We start from the raw sequence: 17,590 nt of genomic DNA, 5'->3' as shown, positions 1-17,590 counted from the left end.
AAACGACGCGCCGCCAAGAAGCCCGGGAGCCAGGTCACCGGTGACGACCTGGCGTCCCCGATGCAGGGAACCGTCGTCAAGGTCGCCGTCGAGGACGGACAGCGGGTGGAGGAGGGCGACCTCGTCGTCGTGCTGGAGGCCATGAAGATGGAGCAGCCCCTCAACGCCCACCGCGCCGGCACCATCAAGGGCCTGGCCGCCGAGGTGGGGGGCTCGCTCTCCGCCGGCACCGTCGTCTGCCGGATCACGGACTGACGGGCGATGCCGCCATGCCTCTGAGGTGGATCCTGCACAAGAGCCGGTTCGGGGTGAAGCGGCTGCTGCGGCGGAGCGGCCGCCCGCGCCCGGTGTCCCCGGAGCGGGGGCCGATACCGCGCCGGTGAACGACGTCCCGGGCCCGTGGCCCCTGTGGCCACGGCAGCTGTAACCACCACCGCACCGCACGGGGTACGCCGACGCCCCCGTGCCCGAACGGGCCGCCCGCGCGGCCCCACGCGCCGGGCGGCCACCGTCCGGGCCCCGCCCGCGGGCCGCCCACCATCCGCCGCTCACCCGCGCGGCCGCCGCTCGGCCCCGACCGACATCGCGTTCCGTACCGCCTGCCGGTACCGCGTCCCCCACCACGAAGCGAGGGATCATGCACTTCCGGATACTCGGCCCGCTCGAGGTCATCGCGAGCGGCCGCCCCGTGGCCCTGGGCGGTGTCAGACAGCGCTCCGTCCTCGGACTGCTGCTGCTCCAACCCAACCGGGTCATGTCGACGAGCCGGCTCATGTCGGCGATGTGGCCCGACGAACCACCGCCCTCCGCGCGCAAGGTCGTGCAGAACTCCATATGGGCGCTGCGGCGCCTGCTCACCGAGGGGGCGCAGGACCGTCCGTGCGAGCGGCGGGTGAGCCTGCTGACCAAGCCGCCCGGCTACATGCTGAGCCTCGACGCCGACCAGGTGGACATGTACCGCTTCCAGCGGCTGGTGGAGCAGGGCCGGACCGCCCTGACGGGCGGCGACCCGGAGCAGGCCGCCCGGCTGCTGCGCACCGCCCTGGACCTGTGGCAGGGGCCCGTGCTCGCCGACCTCGTCGAGTCCGGGCTCGACACGGCCGAGCTGGCCGCCGTGCAGAACTGCGAACTGGCCGCCCTGGAGGACTACTTCGAGGCCCAGCTCGCCTGCGGCCGCCATCTCGCGGTGCTGGGCGGGCTGGAGTCGACGGCCGCCTCGCACGTCCACCGCGAACGGCTCTGCGGGCAGCTGATGCTCGCCCTCTACCGGTGCGGGCGGCAGGCCGACGCGCTCGCCGTCTACCGCAGGACCCGCACGGCGCTGCGCGAGCGGTACGGACTGGAACCGGGCCACGAACTGCGGCGACTGGAGATGGCCATCCTCAACCAGGACCCGGCGCTCGACCCGCCCAGCACGCGTGCGCAGTTCGCACTGCTCGGCAGCAGCGTCGCCTGAGGCCCTACCCGGCACACCCGCCGCCCGCGGCCCTCCCCGATTCCCCGGCCTCCCCGATTCCCCGGCCCCCTGTTTTCCCGGCCTCCCCACCTTCCCCGGCCTCCCCGTTTCCTTCCCGGCCTTCCCCTCCCATCCGTTTCCTTCCGCTTCCTCACGACAAGGAGTTCACCCATGTCCCTGTCCCCGGACACCGTGCGGACCGACCGGGCGGCGCCCGCCGCCGCCCGGCCCGTACCGCCACCCGAACGCATGGGAGCCCGGCGCTGGTGCATCCTCGCCGTGCTGTGCGCCGCGCAGTTCATGGCCGCGCTCGACTTCTCCATCGTCAGCGTGGCCCTGCCCACCATCGGTGACGACCTGGGCTTCGAGCTCTCCCATCTCCAGTGGGTGATCACCGCGTTCGCCCTGCCGTCCGGAGGCTTCCTGCTGCTGTTCGCCCGGGCCGGCGACCTCTACGGCCGGCGCAGGTGGTTCCTGGTCGGACTGTCACTCTTCACGGTGACCTCGCTCGCCGGAGGACTCGCCCAGGAGCCGCTGCCGCTGCTCGCGGCACGTGTGGGCCAGGGGCTCGCGACCGCGATGATCGTGCCCACCGGCATGGCGCTGATCACCACCTCGTTCCCCGAAGGCCCGCTGCGCAACAAGGCGCTGGGCATCAACGGGGCGCTGCTGTCGCTCGGCTTCACCGCCGGTGTGATCCTCGGCGGTGTCATCACCGAGTCGCTGAACTGGCGCTGGACCATGTTCATCAACGTCCCGTTCGGGATCGTCGCCGTGCTGGTCACCCTGCTGCTGGTCGCCGAGTCGCGCAACGCGGGGAAGGGCACCCTCGACGTGCCCGGCGCGGTGACCGTCTCCGGGGGACTGCTCGCCGTCATCCACGGGGTCACCACCGCCGACCGGAGCGGCTGGACCGACCCGGTGGTGCTGGTGTCCCTCGCCGCAGGAGTGACGCTCCTCGTGGCCTTCGTACGGATCGAGTCGCGCAGCGCGTCCCCGCTCGTCCCCCTGCACGTCCTGACGCGCCGCACGGTCGGCTGGGGCAACTTCGCGGGCCTGGTCACCTTCTCGATGATCACCTCGGTGGTCTTCCTGATGACGATGTACATGCACCAGGTCATGGCGTACGACCCGCTGCGGATCGGCCTCTGCTTCGCCTCACTCGGCGGCGCGATGCTCGTGGCCGGTCCGCTGGTGCCCCGGCTGGTGCGCGTGTGGGGACCGGGCGCGACGCTGGCGGCGGGGCTCCTGGTGCAGACCGCGGGCACCCTGATGCTGCTCCTGCTGGGCACCGGCGGCGGGCCGGCTCTGCTGCTCGTCGGCACCGGAATCGCCGGCTGGGGCCACATGATGGCCGTCGTCTCGTACACGATCGCCGCCACCAGCGGGCTGTCCGACGCCCTCCAGGGCGCGGCCGGCGGCCTCGCCACCACCGCCCAGCTGGTCGGTCTCACCATCGGCACCCCGGTCATCGGCGCCATCGCCACCGGCCGGATCGCCTCGCTGGAGGCGGCGTCGGTGAGCGCCGCGGAGGCCACCGTCTCCGGTGTCCACCTCGGCATCGCCGCCGTCGCCGTGGTCCTCGTCGTCGGTGTGCTGACCACCGCGCTGCTGCTGCGCGGCCCGCAGGCCGCTCCGGTTCCCGCCACCGCCGCCCAGGACGCCTGATCCCCCCCGTACGCACACGTTAAGGAAACCCCTCATGCCAGCCGTACTCCCCGAGCCGGTGAAGAAGCTCCTGGACTCACCGCTCTTCGTGACCGTGGCGACGATCCAGCCCGACGGCAGCCCCCAGCTGAGCGTCGTGTGGACGAAGGCCGACGGCGACCAGATCCTCTTCGTCACCTCCTACGGGACCCGCAAGGAGAAGAACCTGCGGCGGGACCCGCGCACGACCGTCATGGTCAATCCGCCCGACGCGCCGTACGGCTTCGCCGCGGTCAGCGGCACCGCGGAGTTCACCGACGAGGACGCCGTGGCCCTGCTGGACGAGCTGTCGGTGAAGTACACCGGCAAGGTGTACGCCGAGTTCAGCCCGGACAACGTGCCCGCCGCCGACCGGCTGGTCGTCGTGCGCGTCACCCCGTCCAAGGTCGCGGGCGGCCTGCGCTGACCCGGCGCCCGTCCGCACCGCGGCGGGGCCCCGGCCGACGGCGTACCCCACCGTCGGCCGGGGCCCCGGCCGCTGCCCGCGTTCAGCGGACGGACTGCAACCGCCGGTCCTCCCCCGCGGGCGCGTCCCGTCCCTCCTCCGCGGGCACCTCCGGGGCCTCCTCCACCGGCTCCTCCCGAGGCTCCCCGGCCGTTCCGCCCGCCGCGGCGGACGGCGTCGCACGCTGCGCGATCAGCGCACCGGCCAGCACCATCAGACCGCCCGCCAGCTGGGCCCCGGCCAGCCGCTCGTCCAGCAGCGCCCACGCCAGCACCGTGGCGACGACCGCCTCCAGGCAGGCCACCACCCCGGCCACCTGGGGCGAGAGCCGACGCACCGCCAGCACCCCGGTGAGGAACGCGGCGACCGTGGACACCAGCACGATCCAGCCGATCAGTACCACCCGGGGCATGTCCGTGCCACCGAGCGGGGCACTGCCGCCCAGGGCCGACCAGTCCAGCTGCCACGGCCGCGCCACCACGGTCAGCACCACCGCGCCGACGAGCAGCCCGTACGCGATGACGGCGACCGGCGACACCGCGGCCCGCCCCTCGCCCGCCCGGCCCTGGTCGGACAGGAGGAAGTACCCGACCTGGCAGCCCGCCGCGCCGAGCGCGAGCAGCAGCCCCAGCGGGTCGAAGGCGAGCCCCGACCACACCTGCACCACGCACGCCAGGCCCACCACCGCCAGCACGACCCCGACGGCGGCGGCCCGCGTCACCGGCCGGCGCTGCACGAAACGCACCCACAGCAGCACCAGCGCCGGCGCCAGGTACTCCACCAGCAGGGCGACCCCCACGGGGATGTAGGACAGCGACGCGAAGTAGAAGGCCTGCACGCCCGCCACGGCCAGCAGGCCGAAACCCAGCAGCAGACCCGGGCGCAGCCGCAGCGCCGAGCGGTGGTGGACCGCCAGCGGCAGCATCACCAGCGCGGCGCCCGCGACCCTCAGCCACACCACGTGGAGCGGGTGGATGCCCGCCTCGATGAGGGGCTTGGCCGCGACGCCCGAGCCGCCGAACGCGAACGCCGAGGCGACGGCCAGGACCAGACCGGTGTGCGTGGTGCTCCGCGTGCCGCTCATACGGCCACCGCCTCCTTCGCGGCGGCACGGGCGACGACCGCCGGGTTGGCCGGACCGGTCACCGGGATCCCGAGGAACACGGCCCGCACCGCGTCCAGCACGGTGGTCGCCGCACGGTCCTGCGCCTCCGCCGTACCGGCACCGATGTGCGGGGTGCACACCACCGTGTCCAGGTGCGGGAGCGGGGAGTGGACGGGCGGTTCGGTGGCGAAGACGTCGAGCGCGGCGCCGGCGATCCGTTCCTCGGCCAGCGCGCGGGCGAGCGCCGCCTCGTCGACGATGCCGCCGCGCGCCGTGTTGACCAGGCGCATGGTCGGTTTGGCGAGGGCCAGTTCCCGTTCGCCGATGAGCCCGACGGTGGCCGGGGTGCGGGGGACGTGGACGGTCAGGACGTCGGCGGTGGCGACCAGGTCGTCCAGCGGGAGCCAGGACACCCCGTGCGCGTGCGCGAACTCGGCGCTGACGACCGGGTCGTGGGTGAGCAGCTCCACCTCGAAGGGGGCGAGCCGCTCGGCCACCAGCTGCCCGATCCGGCCGAAGCCGAGGATGCCGACGCTCTTGCCGCTCAGTTCCGACCCCTGGAAGTCGGCGCGGCGCCACTCCCCGGCGCGTACGGAGGCGGAGGCGGCCGGGATGTGGCGGAACATCGACAGGATGAGGCCGACGGTCAGTTCGGCGACGCTGGTCACGTTGGAGACGGGGGCGTTGACCACCATCACGCCGGCGCGGGTCGCCGCCTCGACGTCGACGTTGTCCAGGCCGACCCCGGCCCGGGCGACGACGCGCAGCCGGGGCGCGTGGTCGAGGACCTCCCGGTCCACCGTGGTGGCGCTGCGGACGACGAGGGCCTCGGCGTCGCGCACGGCGGCCAGCAGCGCGGCACGGTCGCCGCCCCGGCAGTGGCGTACGTCGAAGTCGGCGTGGAGCTCGGCGGTCAGGCGCGCCGGCAGCGGGTCGGAGATCACGAGCACGGGCAGGGTCATGACGGTGTTCCCTTCACGGATGCGGGGACGGAGGTCGGGAGCGGTCCGGGTGCGGACGGGTGCGGGTGCGGACGGATCCGGGGACGGCAGGCGGGAGCGGCGCGCGACGGTCACGCGTAACGGCTGAGGTCGTGGAAGAAGCCGGGCGCGGGCTGGGCCAGGCCGCGCGCGGTGGCCTCCCGGTACACGTGGGCGCCGACGGCGAGGTCGAGGATCCCCAGCCCGAACGGTGAGAAGACCACCGGCCGGTCCCCGGGCACCGCAACCGTGCCGCGCAGGACGTCGTACAGCGTCCCGTCGACGAAGTCCCGGCTGCCGGTCGCCTGTTCCAGCAGGTGGGGGGAGGTGTCGGCCTTCAGGCAGTGCTCGATGTCGTCGAGGACGTTGAAGGACCCGCGCAGGATCTCCGGGTCGAGGTCGCGCAGCGAGATGTGCAGCACGGTCGGGTTGTGCGAGAACCACGCCGGGTCGTGGATGTGCGGGGTGGCCGCGGTGGTCGCGAACACCACCAGGCCCGAGGCGCGCAGCGCCTCCTCGGGCGACTCGCGCACGACGATCCGGGCGGAGGTGCGGTCGGCGAGGTGGCGGGCGAAGCCGTCGGCGTACTCCCGGCTGGAGTCGTGGATGCTGATCTCGTCGAACTCCCAGTCGGTGCCCTGGAGGTGGGTGAAGAGGTAGCGGGCGATCAGGCCGGTGCCGAAGAAGGTGACGGTACGCGGCCGCTCACGGTCCCGGTGCAGCTCGCGGGCGGCGAGCGCGGCCGACGAGGCGGTGCGCGTCGCGCTGATGATGGAGCTCTCCAGGCACGCGAACGGGTAGCCGGTCTCGTGGTCGTTGAGGACCAGGACGGCGGAGGCCCGGGGCAGCCCGCTCGTGATGTTCCGGGGGAAGCTGGAGATCCACTTGATGCCGTCGACGGGCAGCTCCCCGCCGAGCGAGGCGGGCAGCGCGATGATGCGCGAGTCGGGGCGGTCGGGGAAGCGCAGGAAGTAGCTCGGCGGGTTGACGCTCTTGCCCTCGCCGTGGGCGAGGTAGGCGTCCCGTACGACGTCGATGATGCTCGACTCGTGGCCGGCCAGCACGTCGTGGACGGCCTTGCCGCCGATGACCGAGAACTCGGGGGTGGCGGGGGCGGACATGGTGGACATGGGTGCTCCTGTACAGGGTCGAAGGGGGAGGAGAGCGAGGGGGGAGGGGAGGGGGAGGCGGACACCGGCGTCGGTGGGCGGCGAAGGGGCGGTGGCCGGGGGCGGTGGCCGGTGGGGCGGCCGGTGGCCGGGGGCCGGGAGGTCGGGGCGCTGCCCGTGGTGCCCGGTGCCGCCGCGGGGTCAGCTGCCGACGAGCGTTCCGGCCGCGGCGTGCGACAGCGGGTCGTCGTCGGTGATGTCGCCGAACCTGGCCCGTACCCAGAGGTCGTCGTAGACGGAGTCCAGGTACCGCTCGCCGAGGTCCGGGGAGATGCCGACGGCCAGCGCCGTCGGGTCGGCGTCCGCCAGGCGCTGCCAGGCGCCGGCCAGGACCGTTCCGGTGGAGCCGCCCAGCAGGTAGCCGCGGCGCGCCAGGGAGCGGCACATCCGCACGGCCTCCTGCTCCGGCACCATCAGGATCTCGTCGACCACGCTCTCGTCGGCGATCTCCGGGCGCCGCCCGGTGCCGAGTCCGGGGATGTGCCGGGTGCCGGCCGGACCGCCGAAGGTCACCGAACCGACGCTGTCGACCGCGACGACGCGTGCCGGGTGGCCGATGTGCTTGAGGTAGCGGGCGCAGCCGGTGAGCGTCCCGGTGGTGCCCGCGCCGATGAAGAGGTAGTCGAGGTCGGGGAAGGCGCGGACGATGGCCGGACCGGTGGCCCGGTAGTGCGCCCGCCAGTTGTCGTCGTTGGCGTACTGGTTGAGCCAGAGCGCGCCCGGGGTCTCGCGGCACAGCTCGCGCACCCGCCGGATCCGGGCACCCAGCAGCCCCTCGACCGGGTCGGGCTCGGACACCACGACGACCTCCGCGCCGTACGAGCGCATCATCCGCAGGTGGCGTTCCGTGCACCGGCTGTCGGTCACGCAGACGAAGGTGTAGCCGCGGTCGGCGGCGATCGCGGCCAGGGCGACGCCGAGGCTGCCGGAGGACGACTCGATCACGGTGGAGCCGGGGCGCAGCCGCCCCTCCTCCTCCGCCGCGCTGATCATGCTCAGGGCCGCCTTGGCCTTCACGGAACCGGCGAAGTTGAATCCCTCGCATTTGAGGAAGAAGGGTCTGCGGAAGGAGGGGGTGAGATCGATGAATATATCGTCGGGTGCGAGATCCAGTGGGGAAGTCACAATCTCCGGTGAATTCCTTTCCGATTTCATGGGTGTCACGCTACGGGCTGCCGCGGGCGGGCGCAATCGCCCTCACCTGCGGAAATGACGCACAATTACCAATGGGTGGGCGATGATTGGTGCGTACATGGATGAACGGCCCCGGGGTGCTCTCCGGGGCCGTTCGTGCGGGCTATTCATTTATTCTCGGGGTTTCCCCGGGGTTTTCATGCGGGTACAGGAAGGGCCTCCCGTACGAGTTCCGCCACCTCCCGGACGTGGTCGTCGAGACAGAAGTGGCCGCCCCGGAGCAGCCGGATGGTGGTCATCGAGGCGGTCAGCCCCCGCCAGGCCGCCGCCCCCGCGTCGGTCACCAGCGGGTCCGCGTCACCCACCAGCACGGTGAGCGGGCAGTCCAGCGGCTCGCCCGGCGCCCACGTGTAGGAACGCAGCGCCCGGTAGTCGGCGCGCAGGGCGGGCAGCGCCATGGCGAGCAGTTCGGGCTCGTCCAGGACCCGGCCGCCCGTGCCGCCGAGCCGCCGCACATGGGCGAGCAGCGCCTCGTCGTCCCGCACGTCGTCGGTGGCGACGGGCCCGGTCGACGGGGCGTCACGGCCGGAGACGAACAGCCGCGCCGGCCCCGGCCCCGGGGACCGCCGCAGGCGGCGGGCCGTCTCGTACGCGACGACGGCGCCCATGCTGTGGCCGAACAGCGCGTAGGGGTGCTCGCCCCGTGCGCGGATCTCCGCCGCCAGCACGTCCGCGACGGCGCCGACGTCCTCCCACGGCCGCTCCCGGTACCGGTCCTGTCGCCCCGGGTACTGCGCCGCCGCCACGGCCACCCGCCCCAGGGGCGTCCCCGGCCGGCCCGGCGCGGCCAACTCCCGGGCCAGAGCGGTGTACGCCCCCGCGGAGCCGCCCGCGTGCGGGAAGCAGTACAGGCGCAGCGCGGCCGGTGCCGGCCCGTCCGGGGGCAGCGGCCGGGGCGGAGCCGCCGTACCGCCCGCCAGGGGCAGGTCCCGGAACCAGGCTGTCACAGCGCCTCCCTGATCAGGTCGGACGCCCGGGCGGCCAGGACGCAGCCCGCCGAACCGGCGCCCACGACGACGTGGTCGAACGTCCCGGCGGAGCCGGCGGCAAGGGGCTCGGTGTTCATGATGGGTGTTCCTCCTCGGGGTTCACGGACGGGGCCGCCACGGCGCACCCGGGCGGTGCGACCACCCCACGAGCGCGGGTCCGGCACCGGCGGCCGACCTCGGCCAGTGCGCCGCCCGCGCCCCGGCCGCCTCAGGACCGCCGGCCTCGCGGTGGGCGGCCGACACCGCCGCACGGGCGCACAGCACGGCCACCACGGCGGCCAGTTCGGCGGGGCCGGGGTCGCCCTTGACGACACGGATACCGGCCCCCACCGGCACGGGGCCGATCTTGGCGGTGTTCCCGGGACCGGCCCCGGCGGCCGTGTTCCCAGGACCGGTCCCGGCGGCGGTGCTCAAGGACTCCTGTCGGGCGGCGGCGCTCACTGCGGCTGGTTCCCGTGCTTGCGGGACGGCAGCGGCGCACTCTTCGCCCGCAGCATCTCCAGCGCCCGGATCAGCCTGACGCGCGTCTCGGCCGGGTCGATCACGTCGTCCACCAGGCCCCGCTCGGCAGCGTAGTACGGGTGCATCAGCCGGCTGCGGTACTCCTTGATGCGCGCCGCCCGGGTCGCCTCTGGATCGTCCGACGCCGCGATCTCGCGCCGGAAGATGACGTTGGCCGCACCCTCGGCGCCCATCACGGCGATCTCGTTCGTCGGCCACGCGTAGGTGAGGTCGGCGCCGATGGACTGGCTGTCCATGACGATGTACGCGCCGCCGTACGCCTTGCGCAGGATGAGGCTGATGCGCGGCACGGTGGCGTTGCAGTACGCGTACAGCAGCTTCGCGCCGTGCCGGATGATCCCGCCGTGCTCCTGGTCCACGCCCGGCAGGAACCCCGGCACGTCCACCAGGGTCACCAGCGGGATGTTGAACGCGTCGCAGAGCTGCACGAACCGCGCCGCCTTCTCGCTGGCCGGGATGTCCAGCACCCCCGCCAGGGCGGCCGGCTGGTTGGCGACGATGCCCACCGTGTGCCCGTCGAGCCGGGTCAGCGCGCACACCACGTTGGTCGCCCAGTTCTCGTGCACCTCGAAGAACTCGCCGTGGTCGACGATCTCCTCGATGACCTTGCGCATGTCGTACGAACGGTTCGCGTCCGCCGGGACCAGCTCACCCAGCACGTCGTTGCGGCGGTCCGCCGGGTCGTCGCACTCCTCGGACGGCGGGAGTTCGCGGTTGTTCTGGGGCAGCATCGACAGCAGGTGCCGGACGTCCTCCAGGCAGCTCTCCTCGTCGTCGTACGCGAACCCGGCCACACCCGAGAGCGAGGTGTGCGTGTCCGCACCGCCCAGGCCCTCCTGGCTGATCTCCTCGCCGGTGACCGCCTGCACCACGTCGGGACCCGTGATGAACATCTGCGCGATGCCCCGCACCATGAACACGAAGTCGGTCAGGGCGGGGGAGTACGCGGCGCCACCCGCGCACGGACCGAGCATCACGCTGATCTGCGGGATCACCCCGGAATTGCGGACGTTGCGCTGGAAGATCCCGCCGTAGCCGGCGAGCGCCGTCACCCCCTCCTGGATGCGGGCCCCGGCGCCGTCGCACAGCCCCACCACCGGGGCGCCGGCGGCCTCCGCCAGGTCCATCAGCTTGTGGATCTTCTGGGCGTGCGCCTCGCCCAGGGCACCACCGAAGATCCGGAAGTCATGGGCGTACGCGAAGACCGTCCGGCCGTGCACCTTGCCCCAGCCGATGACGACGCCGTCGGTGTACGGCCGCTTGTTCTCCAGCCCGAACCCGGTCGCGCGGTGCCGCCGCAGGGTCTCGACCTCGTTGAACGTGCCCTCGTCGAAGAGCAGGTCCAGGCGTTCCCGGACGGTCAGCTTCCCCTTCGCGTGCTGCGCCTCGGTCGCCGCCCGGCCCGGACCGTGTCTGGCCTGCTCGTAGAGGGCCTGCCTCTCGGAAGTGAATTCGGGGCGTTCCTGTACGACGGTCATGTCCAGCAGCTCCATTCGAATGCGGAAAAGGGATACGGATGCGGATACGGGAACGGGAACGGGAGATCGGGGGAGGGGCGGCGCGAAAGGAGAGCGCAAGGAAAGGGGTTCTCCGCACCGTACGGCCGGAAGGGAACCGACCGGCAACCGGTCGTCAATACCCGGGTAATCGGAACGCCCCGAGACGCCTCGGCCAGGTCGTGGACGGGCGATTACCGAAGCGTGGGCGGGGCGTTGAAAACCCCCGGTTAGCGTGACGGGACCTTTTCTGAAACCCGTTGTGCGAGTGGTACGAGTGGAGCCCGGAAATGATGGAAACCGAGGTGACCGGGGCCGACGGCACCCTGGCCGAAGCCCCCGCCCGAAACCGGGCCGACGTCCCGGCCGGTGACGAGCCGATCGCCGTGATCGGGCTGTCCTGCCGGCTCCCCGGAGCGTCCGACCCGGACGGCTTCTGGCGCCTGCTGCGCGACGGGACCAGCGCCGTGTCCGAAGCCCCCGACGGGCGCTGGGACGTCGAGACGCTCTACGACCCGGATCCCTCGGCGCCCGGCCGCATGAGCACCCGCTGGGGCGGGTTCATCGATGGCGTCGGCCACTTCGACCCCGAGTTCTTCGGCATCTCCCCGAAGGAGGCCGCCGCGATGGACCCGCAGCAGCGGCTCCTCCTCGAACTCGGCTGGGAGGCCCTGGAGAACGCCGGCATCGTCCCCGACACCCTCCGCGCCACGGCCACCGGGGTCTTCGTGGGCGCCATCAACGGCGACTACGAGCTGCTGCTGCACCGATCCGGCCGCGAGGCCATCGGCCGCCACTCCCTCACCGGCACGCAGCGCGGCATGCTCGCCAACCGGCTCTCGTACGCCTTCGGCCTCCGCGGCCCCAGCCTCACCGTCGACTCCGGCCAGTCCTCGTCCCTGGTGGGCGTGCACCTCGCCTGCGAGAGCCTGCGCCGGGGCGAGTCGACGATGGCCCTCGCCGGCGGGGTCAACCTGAACCTGGCCCCCGAAGGGACCATCGGCACCAGCAAGTTCGGAGCCATGTCGCCCGACGGCCGCTGCTACACCTTCGACGAGCGCGCCAACGGCTACGTACGCGGCGAGGGCGGCGGCCTGGTCGTGCTCAAGCCGCTCTCCGCCGCCCTGGCCGACGGGGACACCGTCCTCGCCGTCATCAGGGGCAGCGCGGTCAACAACTCCGGCGACGCCAAGACCCTGACCACGCCCGACCGGACCGCCCAGGAAGCCGTGATGGCGGCCGCCTGCCGCAGGGCGGGCATCGACCCGGCGGACGTCGGATACGTCGAACTGCACGGTACGGGCACCAAGCTCGGCGACCCGATCGAGGCGGCGGCCCTGGGCGCGGTCTACGGACGCGGCCGCCCCGCCGACCGGCCGCTGCGGGTCGGCTCGGCCAAGACGAACGTCGGCCACCTGGAGGGAGCCGCCGGGATCGTCGGCCTGCTCAAGGCGGTCCTGTCCCTCAGGCACCGGCAGCTCCCCCCGAGCCTCAACTTCGAGCGCCCGAACCCCCGCATCCCGCTCGACGACCTGCGGCTGCGGATGCAACAGGACCTCGAACGCTGGGACGACGAGCGGCTGCTGGCCGGTGTCTCGTCATGGGGCATGGGCGGTACGAACGCGCACGTGATCGTGGAGGAGGCGCCGGTCGAGGCCCCCGTTGCTGGTGCGCGTACGGGTGGTGTGGTGCCGTGGTTGGTGTCGGCGCGGAGTGCGGAGGCGCTGGCGGCGCAGGCGGAGCGGCTGGCGGGGTTCGTCGAGTGCGGTGTCGATGTTCGGGATGTCGCGTTTTCGCTGGCCATGTCGCGGGCGGCTTTGGAGTACCGGGCGGTGGCGGTCGGGTCGGATCGTGAGGCGCTGGTGGCGGGCTTGCGGTCGGGTCGGTCGTGCCGGGCTGTGGGTGGTAGGTCGGCGTTGCTGTTCACGGGGCAGGGTTCGCAGCGTTTGGGGATGGGGCGTGAGTTGTATGGCGCCTTCCCGGTGTTCGCGGAGGCTTTCGACGCGGTGCTGGCGGAGTTGGCGCCGGGGCTGCGGGAGGTGATGTGGGGTGATGACGTTGAGGCGTTGAACCGTACGGCGGTGACGCAGCCGGTGCTGTTCGCGGTGGAGGTGGCGCTGTTTCGGCTGTGGGAGTCGTGGGGTGTGCGCCCCGATGTGGTGGCCGGGCATTCGATCGGTGAGATCGCCGCCGCGCATGTGGCGGGGGTTTTGTCGCTGGCGGACGCGGCGAAGCTGGTGTCGGCGCGCGGCCGGCTGATGCAGGACCTCCCGGCCGGCGGGGCGATGGTCGCACTCCAGGCGACCGAGGAGGAGGTCCTGCCGCACCTGACGGACACCGTGGGCATCGCGGCGGTCAACGGGCCTCGCTCTGTGGTGATCTCCGGTGCGGAGAACGACGTACGGGCGGTGCAGGCTCGCTTCGAGGCGCAGGGCCGCAAGACGACCCGGTTGAAGGTGTCGCACGCCTTCCACTCGCCTCTGATGGAGCCGATGCTCGCCGAGTTCGCCGAGGTCGTGTCCGGGCTGTCGTTCAGTGCTCCGCGCATCCCGTTCGTCTCGACCCTGACCGGCTCCACCGTGAGCGGTGAGCTGACGGACCCGGGCTACTGGGTGCGGCACGTCCGTGAGGCGGTGCGGTTCGCCGACGCGGTGCGGGTGTTGGAGAGCGAGGGTGTGTCGCGGTTCGTGGAGCTGGGGCCGGACGCGGTGCTCACGGCGATGGCGCAGGGTGTGCTGAACGGTTCCGGTGCGGAGACGATCGCTTCGCTGCGGCGCCTGCGGGGCGAGGAGGAGACGGTCGTCACCGCCCTGGCGCACTTCCACGCGGCGGGCGGCGGCGTCGACTGGGGCCGGTTCTTCGACGGCACCGGCGCCCGGACCGTACCCCTGCCCACATACGCCTTCCAGCGCTCGTACTACTGGCACGACTCCACCGACACCCCGCCCGCGCCGGTCGAGGCCGCCCCTGCCCACCCCCTGCGGGACCGCCTCGCCGGCCTGCCGGAGGACGGCCGGCGGCGTGCGCTGCTCGACCTCGTCCGCGCCGACGCCGCGACCGTACTGGGCCACTCCCGGCCCGCGTCGATCGAACCCGACCGGGCGTTCCGGGAACTGGGCCTCGACTCGCTGGGCGGCGTCGAACTGCGCGACCGGCTCTCGGCCGCCACGGGACTGCGTATCCCGGAGTCGGTCGTCTTCGACCACCCGACGCCCGCTGCGGTGGCCGACTTCCTGCACGAGCAACTGACCGGCGGTGCGCCGGCGTCGGTCGACGACAGCGTGGCTCCCAGTGGCGTGAAGGCGTCGGACGAGCCGATCGCGATCGTGGGGATGGCGTGCCGGTATCCGGGCGGTGTCTCCTCGCCGGAGGACCTGTGGCGACTGGTCGAGGACGAGGTCGACGCGATCGGCGAGTTCCCCGACGACCGGGGCTGGGATGTGGAGGGCCTGTACGACCCGGAGCCGGGGGTTTCCGGGCGGTCGTACACCCGGCACGGTGGATTCCTCCACGACGTGGGTGACTTCGACGCCGACTTCTTCGGCATCTCGCCGCGCGAGGCCACCGCGATGGATCCGCAGCAGCGGCTGCTGCTGGAGGCGGCGTGGGAGGCGCTGGAGTACGCGGGTATCGACCCGTCGTCGCTGAAGGGCAGCGCCACCGGCGTCTTCACCGGCGCAGCACCGCAGGACTACGGCCCGCGGCTGCATGAACCCGCTGACGGCGTGGACGGGCATCTGCTGACCGGCACCCTCGCCAGTGTGGTTTCGGGCCGGATCTCGTACGTGCTGGGGTTGGAAGGGCCGTCGGTGACGGTCGACACGGCCTGCTCGTCGTCGCTGGTCGCCGTCCACCAGGCGGTGCAGTCGCTCCGGCTGGGCGAGTCGTCGATGGCACTGGCCGGCGGCGCCATGGTGATGGCGACACCGGGCATGTTCGTCGAGTTCTCGCGCCAGAGCGGTCTCTCCCAAGACGGTCGGTGTCGGGCGTTCGGTGCGGGTGCGGATGGGACTGGTTGGGCCGAGGGTGCGGGTCTGCTGGTGCTGGAGCGGTTGTCGGATGCGCGGCGTCGTGGTCATCGGGTGTTGGCGGTGGTGCGTGGGTCGGCGGTGAATCAGGACGGTGCGTCGAACGGTCTGACGGCTCCGAATGGTCCGGCGCAGCAGCGGGTGATCCGGCAGGCGCTGGCGAGTTCGGGACTGTCGGCTGCGGATGTGGATGTGGTGGAGGCGCATGGGACGGGGACGCGGCTGGGTGATCCGATCGAGGCGCAGGCGTTGCTGGCGACGTATGGGCAGGGGCGGCCGGATGGTCGGCCGCTGTATCTGGGGTCGCTGAAGTCGAACATCGGTCATGCTCAGGCGGCTGCTGGGGTGGGCGGGATCATCAAGATGGTGATGGCGCTGCGTCACGAGAGGCTGCCCAGGACGCTGCATGTCGAGGAGCCGACGCCGTTCGTGGACTGGGCAAGCGGCGCGGTGGAGCTGCTGGCACGGTCCCGGCCGTGGCCGGTGGACGAGGGCCGGGTGCGGCGGGCGGGTGTGTCGTCGTTCGGTGTGAGCGGCACGAACGCGCACGTGATCATCGAGGAAGCTCCGGTCGAGGAACCCGTTGCTGGTGCGCGTACGGGTGGTGTGGTGCCGTGGTTGGTGTCGGCGCGGAATGCGGAGGCGCTGGCGGCGCAGGCGGAGCGGCTGGCGGAGTCGGTCCCGTCCGGTGCGAGCGTGCGTGACGTGGCGTTCTCGCTGGCCACGTCGCGAGCGGCTTTGGAACATCGGGCGGTGGTCGTCGGCGTCGACCGGGACGAACTGGTCGCCGGGCTGCGCGCACTGGCGGAGGACGTGCCCTCGGGCGCGGTCGCCGTCGACACCGTGGGCGCCCCGAGTGCCAGGACCGCGTTCCTGTTCACGGGACAGGGGTCGCAGCGGCTGGGGATGGGGCGTGAGTTGTACGACGCCTTCCCGGTGTTCGCGGAGGCTTTCGACGCGGTGCTGGCAGAGTTGGCGCCGGGGCTGCGGGAGGTGATGTGGGGTGATGACACCGAGGCACTGAACCGTACGGCGGTGACGCAGCCGGCGCTGTTCGCGGTGGAGGTGGCGCTGTTTCGGCTGTGGGAGTCGTGGGGTGTGCGCCCCGATGTGGTGGCCGGGCATTCGATCGGTGAGATCGCCGCCGCGCATGTGGCGGGGGTCCTGTCGCTGGCGGACGCGGCGAAGCTGGTGTCGGCGCGCGGCCGGCTGATGCAGGAACTCCCGGCCGGCGGGGCGATGGTCGCACTCCAGGCGACGGAGGACGAGGTCCTGCCGCACCTGACGGATGCGGTCGGTATCGCGGCGGTCAACGGGCCGCGCTCTGTGGTGATCTCCGGTGCGGAGAACGACGTACGGGCGGTGCAGGCCCACTTCGAGGCGCAGGGCCGCAAGGCGACCCGGCTGAAGGTGTCGCACGCCTTCCACTCGCCTCTGATGGAGCCGATGCTCGCCGAGTTCGCCGAGGTCGTCGGCACGCTCGACCTCCACGAGCCGGTCGTCCCGTTCGTCTCGACCCTCACCGGCACCACCGTGGGCGGTGAGCTGACCGACCCGGGCTACTGGGTACGCCACGTCCGCGAGCCCGTCCGCTTCGCCGACGCCGTCCGGCGGATGGAGGGCGAGGACGTGCGGACCTTCGTGGAAGTCGGGCCCGACGCCGTCCTGACCGCGATGGCACGGCAAGTCCTCGCGAGCCCCGATGTCCGCTGCGTGCCGAGCCTGCGCCGGGACCGCCCCGAGGCCACCGACGCCGTCACCGCCCTCGCCCGGCTGCACAACCGGGGCGTGGCCGTCGACTGGCACCGGTTCCACGCCGGCACCGGCGCCCGGACCGTACCCCTGCCCACGTACGCCTTCCAGCGGCAGCGCTTCTGGCTCGTCACCCCGGGGGCCGGCGACCCGGTGGACGTGGCCGCCCTTCCCGCTCCGCCTCCCGCGACCGATGCGGCCGGTGGCCGAGCCGTCCCGCTCGCCGACCGGTTGGCCGGGCTCACGGCGGCGGAGCAACTGGAGACGGTGTCCGAACTCGTGCGCGGCGAAGTGGCTGCGGTCCTGGGCTTCGCCCAGCCGGGTGCGGTCGCCCCCGACCGTACGTTCCAGCAGCTCGGGTTCACGTCCCTGTCGGCCGTCGAACTCCGCGACCGGCTCCTGGCGGCCACCGGTGTCCGGCTCCCCGCGACCCTGGCCTATGACCACCCGACCCCGGCCGCCCTCGTCGCGCACCTGCACGCCGAGGTGGCCGCGCCGGTCCCGGTGCTGGCCGAGCTGGACCGCTTCGAGGCGGCCCTCGCGGCGGCGTCCCCGGACGACGACGAGACCCGCGCCCAGGTCTCCACCCGGCTCCAGGAGCTCCTGCGGCGGTGGGGCACGGACCACGACGCCGGCCCCTCGGACGGCCCCGACCTCGACGAGATCTTCAGCTTCATCGACTCCGAGATCGGTGGGTCCGTGACGCGGTGACGACGCCACGCGCAGGAGCAGCAGTCCCGCAGGAAA

General features: G+C 72.8%; 13 protein-coding genes. 5 read left to right on the top strand and 8 right to left on the bottom strand.

Annotation, left to right across the window (positions count from 1 at the left end; all coding sequences use genetic code 11):
* The 4 genes from A4V12_RS23655 to A4V12_RS23640 form a co-directional block, all read left to right on the top strand.
* Window positions 1-255 (top strand): acetyl-CoA carboxylase biotin carboxyl carrier protein subunit (locus tag A4V12_RS23655; protein WP_159028923.1); only part of this gene is annotated, 255 nt, incomplete at its 5' end.
* A gap of 382 nt (window positions 256-637) precedes the next feature.
* Window positions 638-1,456 carry an AfsR/SARP family transcriptional regulator gene (locus A4V12_RS23650; RefSeq protein ID WP_064071422.1) on the top strand — a complete coding sequence of 273 codons (819 nt, stop codon included), beginning with the start codon at window positions 638-640 and terminating at the stop codon, window positions 1,454-1,456.
* Between the two features lie 171 nt (window positions 1,457-1,627).
* Window positions 1,628-3,124: an MFS transporter gene (locus tag A4V12_RS23645; protein ID WP_079137286.1), complete on the top strand. Its 1,497-nt coding sequence runs from the start codon at window positions 1,628-1,630 to the stop codon at window positions 3,122-3,124.
* A gap of 34 nt (window positions 3,125-3,158) precedes the next feature.
* Window positions 3,159-3,569, top strand: coding sequence for a PPOX class F420-dependent oxidoreductase (locus A4V12_RS23640; RefSeq protein WP_064071421.1), 411 nt, complete (start codon window positions 3,159-3,161; stop codon window positions 3,567-3,569).
* Between the two features lie 82 nt (window positions 3,570-3,651).
* Here the strand turns inward: A4V12_RS23640 and A4V12_RS23635 are convergent, their stop codons facing one another.
* The 8 genes from A4V12_RS23635 to A4V12_RS23605 all read right to left on the bottom strand — a co-directional run bounded on the left by A4V12_RS23635 (window position 3,652) and on the right by A4V12_RS23605 (window position 11,045).
* Entirely contained in the window at window positions 3,652-4,692 is a 1,041-nt protein-coding gene (locus A4V12_RS23635) for an EamA family transporter (RefSeq protein ID WP_079137285.1), read from the bottom strand.
* On the bottom strand, window positions 4,689-5,675 hold the full coding sequence (locus A4V12_RS23630) for a hydroxyacid dehydrogenase (protein WP_107415495.1): 987 nt from the start codon (window positions 5,673-5,675) through the stop codon (window positions 4,689-4,691). Before A4V12_RS23630 ends, A4V12_RS23635 begins: the two co-directional genes overlap by 4 nt.
* 110 nt (window positions 5,676-5,785) lie before the next feature.
* Window positions 5,786-6,814 carry a 2,3-diaminopropionate biosynthesis protein SbnB gene (gene sbnB / locus A4V12_RS23625; protein WP_199831363.1) on the bottom strand — a complete coding sequence of 343 codons (1,029 nt, stop codon included), beginning with the start codon at window positions 6,812-6,814 and terminating at the stop codon, window positions 5,786-5,788.
* Window positions 6,815-7,003: 189 nt separating this feature from the next.
* Complete coding sequence (gene sbnA, locus A4V12_RS23620) at window positions 7,004-7,987, bottom strand: 2,3-diaminopropionate biosynthesis protein SbnA (protein ID WP_234372312.1); 984 nt, start codon at window positions 7,985-7,987, stop codon at window positions 7,004-7,006.
* A 206-nt stretch (window positions 7,988-8,193) separates the two neighbouring features.
* Window positions 8,194-9,003 carry a thioesterase II family protein gene (locus tag A4V12_RS23615; protein ID WP_234372311.1) on the bottom strand — a complete coding sequence of 270 codons (810 nt, stop codon included), beginning with the start codon at window positions 9,001-9,003 and terminating at the stop codon, window positions 8,194-8,196.
* Window positions 9,000-9,122, bottom strand: coding sequence for a hypothetical protein (locus A4V12_RS39560; protein ID WP_267893227.1), 123 nt, complete (start codon window positions 9,120-9,122; stop codon window positions 9,000-9,002). Before A4V12_RS39560 ends, A4V12_RS23615 begins: the two co-directional genes overlap by 4 nt.
* A gap of 22 nt (window positions 9,123-9,144) precedes the next feature.
* Window positions 9,145-9,459 (bottom strand): acyl-CoA carboxylase subunit epsilon, encoded by a 315-nt coding sequence (locus A4V12_RS23610; RefSeq protein ID WP_159028922.1) that lies wholly within the window; start codon window positions 9,457-9,459, stop codon window positions 9,145-9,147.
* Between the two features lie 23 nt (window positions 9,460-9,482).
* The gene (locus A4V12_RS23605) at window positions 9,483-11,045 is read right to left on the bottom strand and encodes an acyl-CoA carboxylase subunit beta (RefSeq protein ID WP_064071426.1); all 1,563 of its coding nucleotides are present in this window, start codon (window positions 11,043-11,045) and stop codon (window positions 9,483-9,485) included.
* 308 nt (window positions 11,046-11,353) lie between these two features.
* On the opposite strand from A4V12_RS23605, the gene A4V12_RS23600 reads away from it, so the two are divergent.
* Complete coding sequence (locus A4V12_RS23600; protein WP_064071416.1) at window positions 11,354-17,554, top strand: type I polyketide synthase; 6,201 nt, start codon at window positions 11,354-11,356, stop codon at window positions 17,552-17,554.
* Window positions 17,555-17,590 lie beyond the last annotated feature (36 nt).

Source organism: Streptomyces noursei (assembly GCF_001646665.1).
GTDB classification, from domain to species: Bacteria; Actinomycetota; Actinomycetes; order Streptomycetales; family Streptomycetaceae; genus Streptomyces; species Streptomyces lavendulocolor.
The sequence above is the reverse complement of the archived record's forward strand: the minus strand, read 5'-3'. Positions and strand labels throughout refer to the sequence as shown.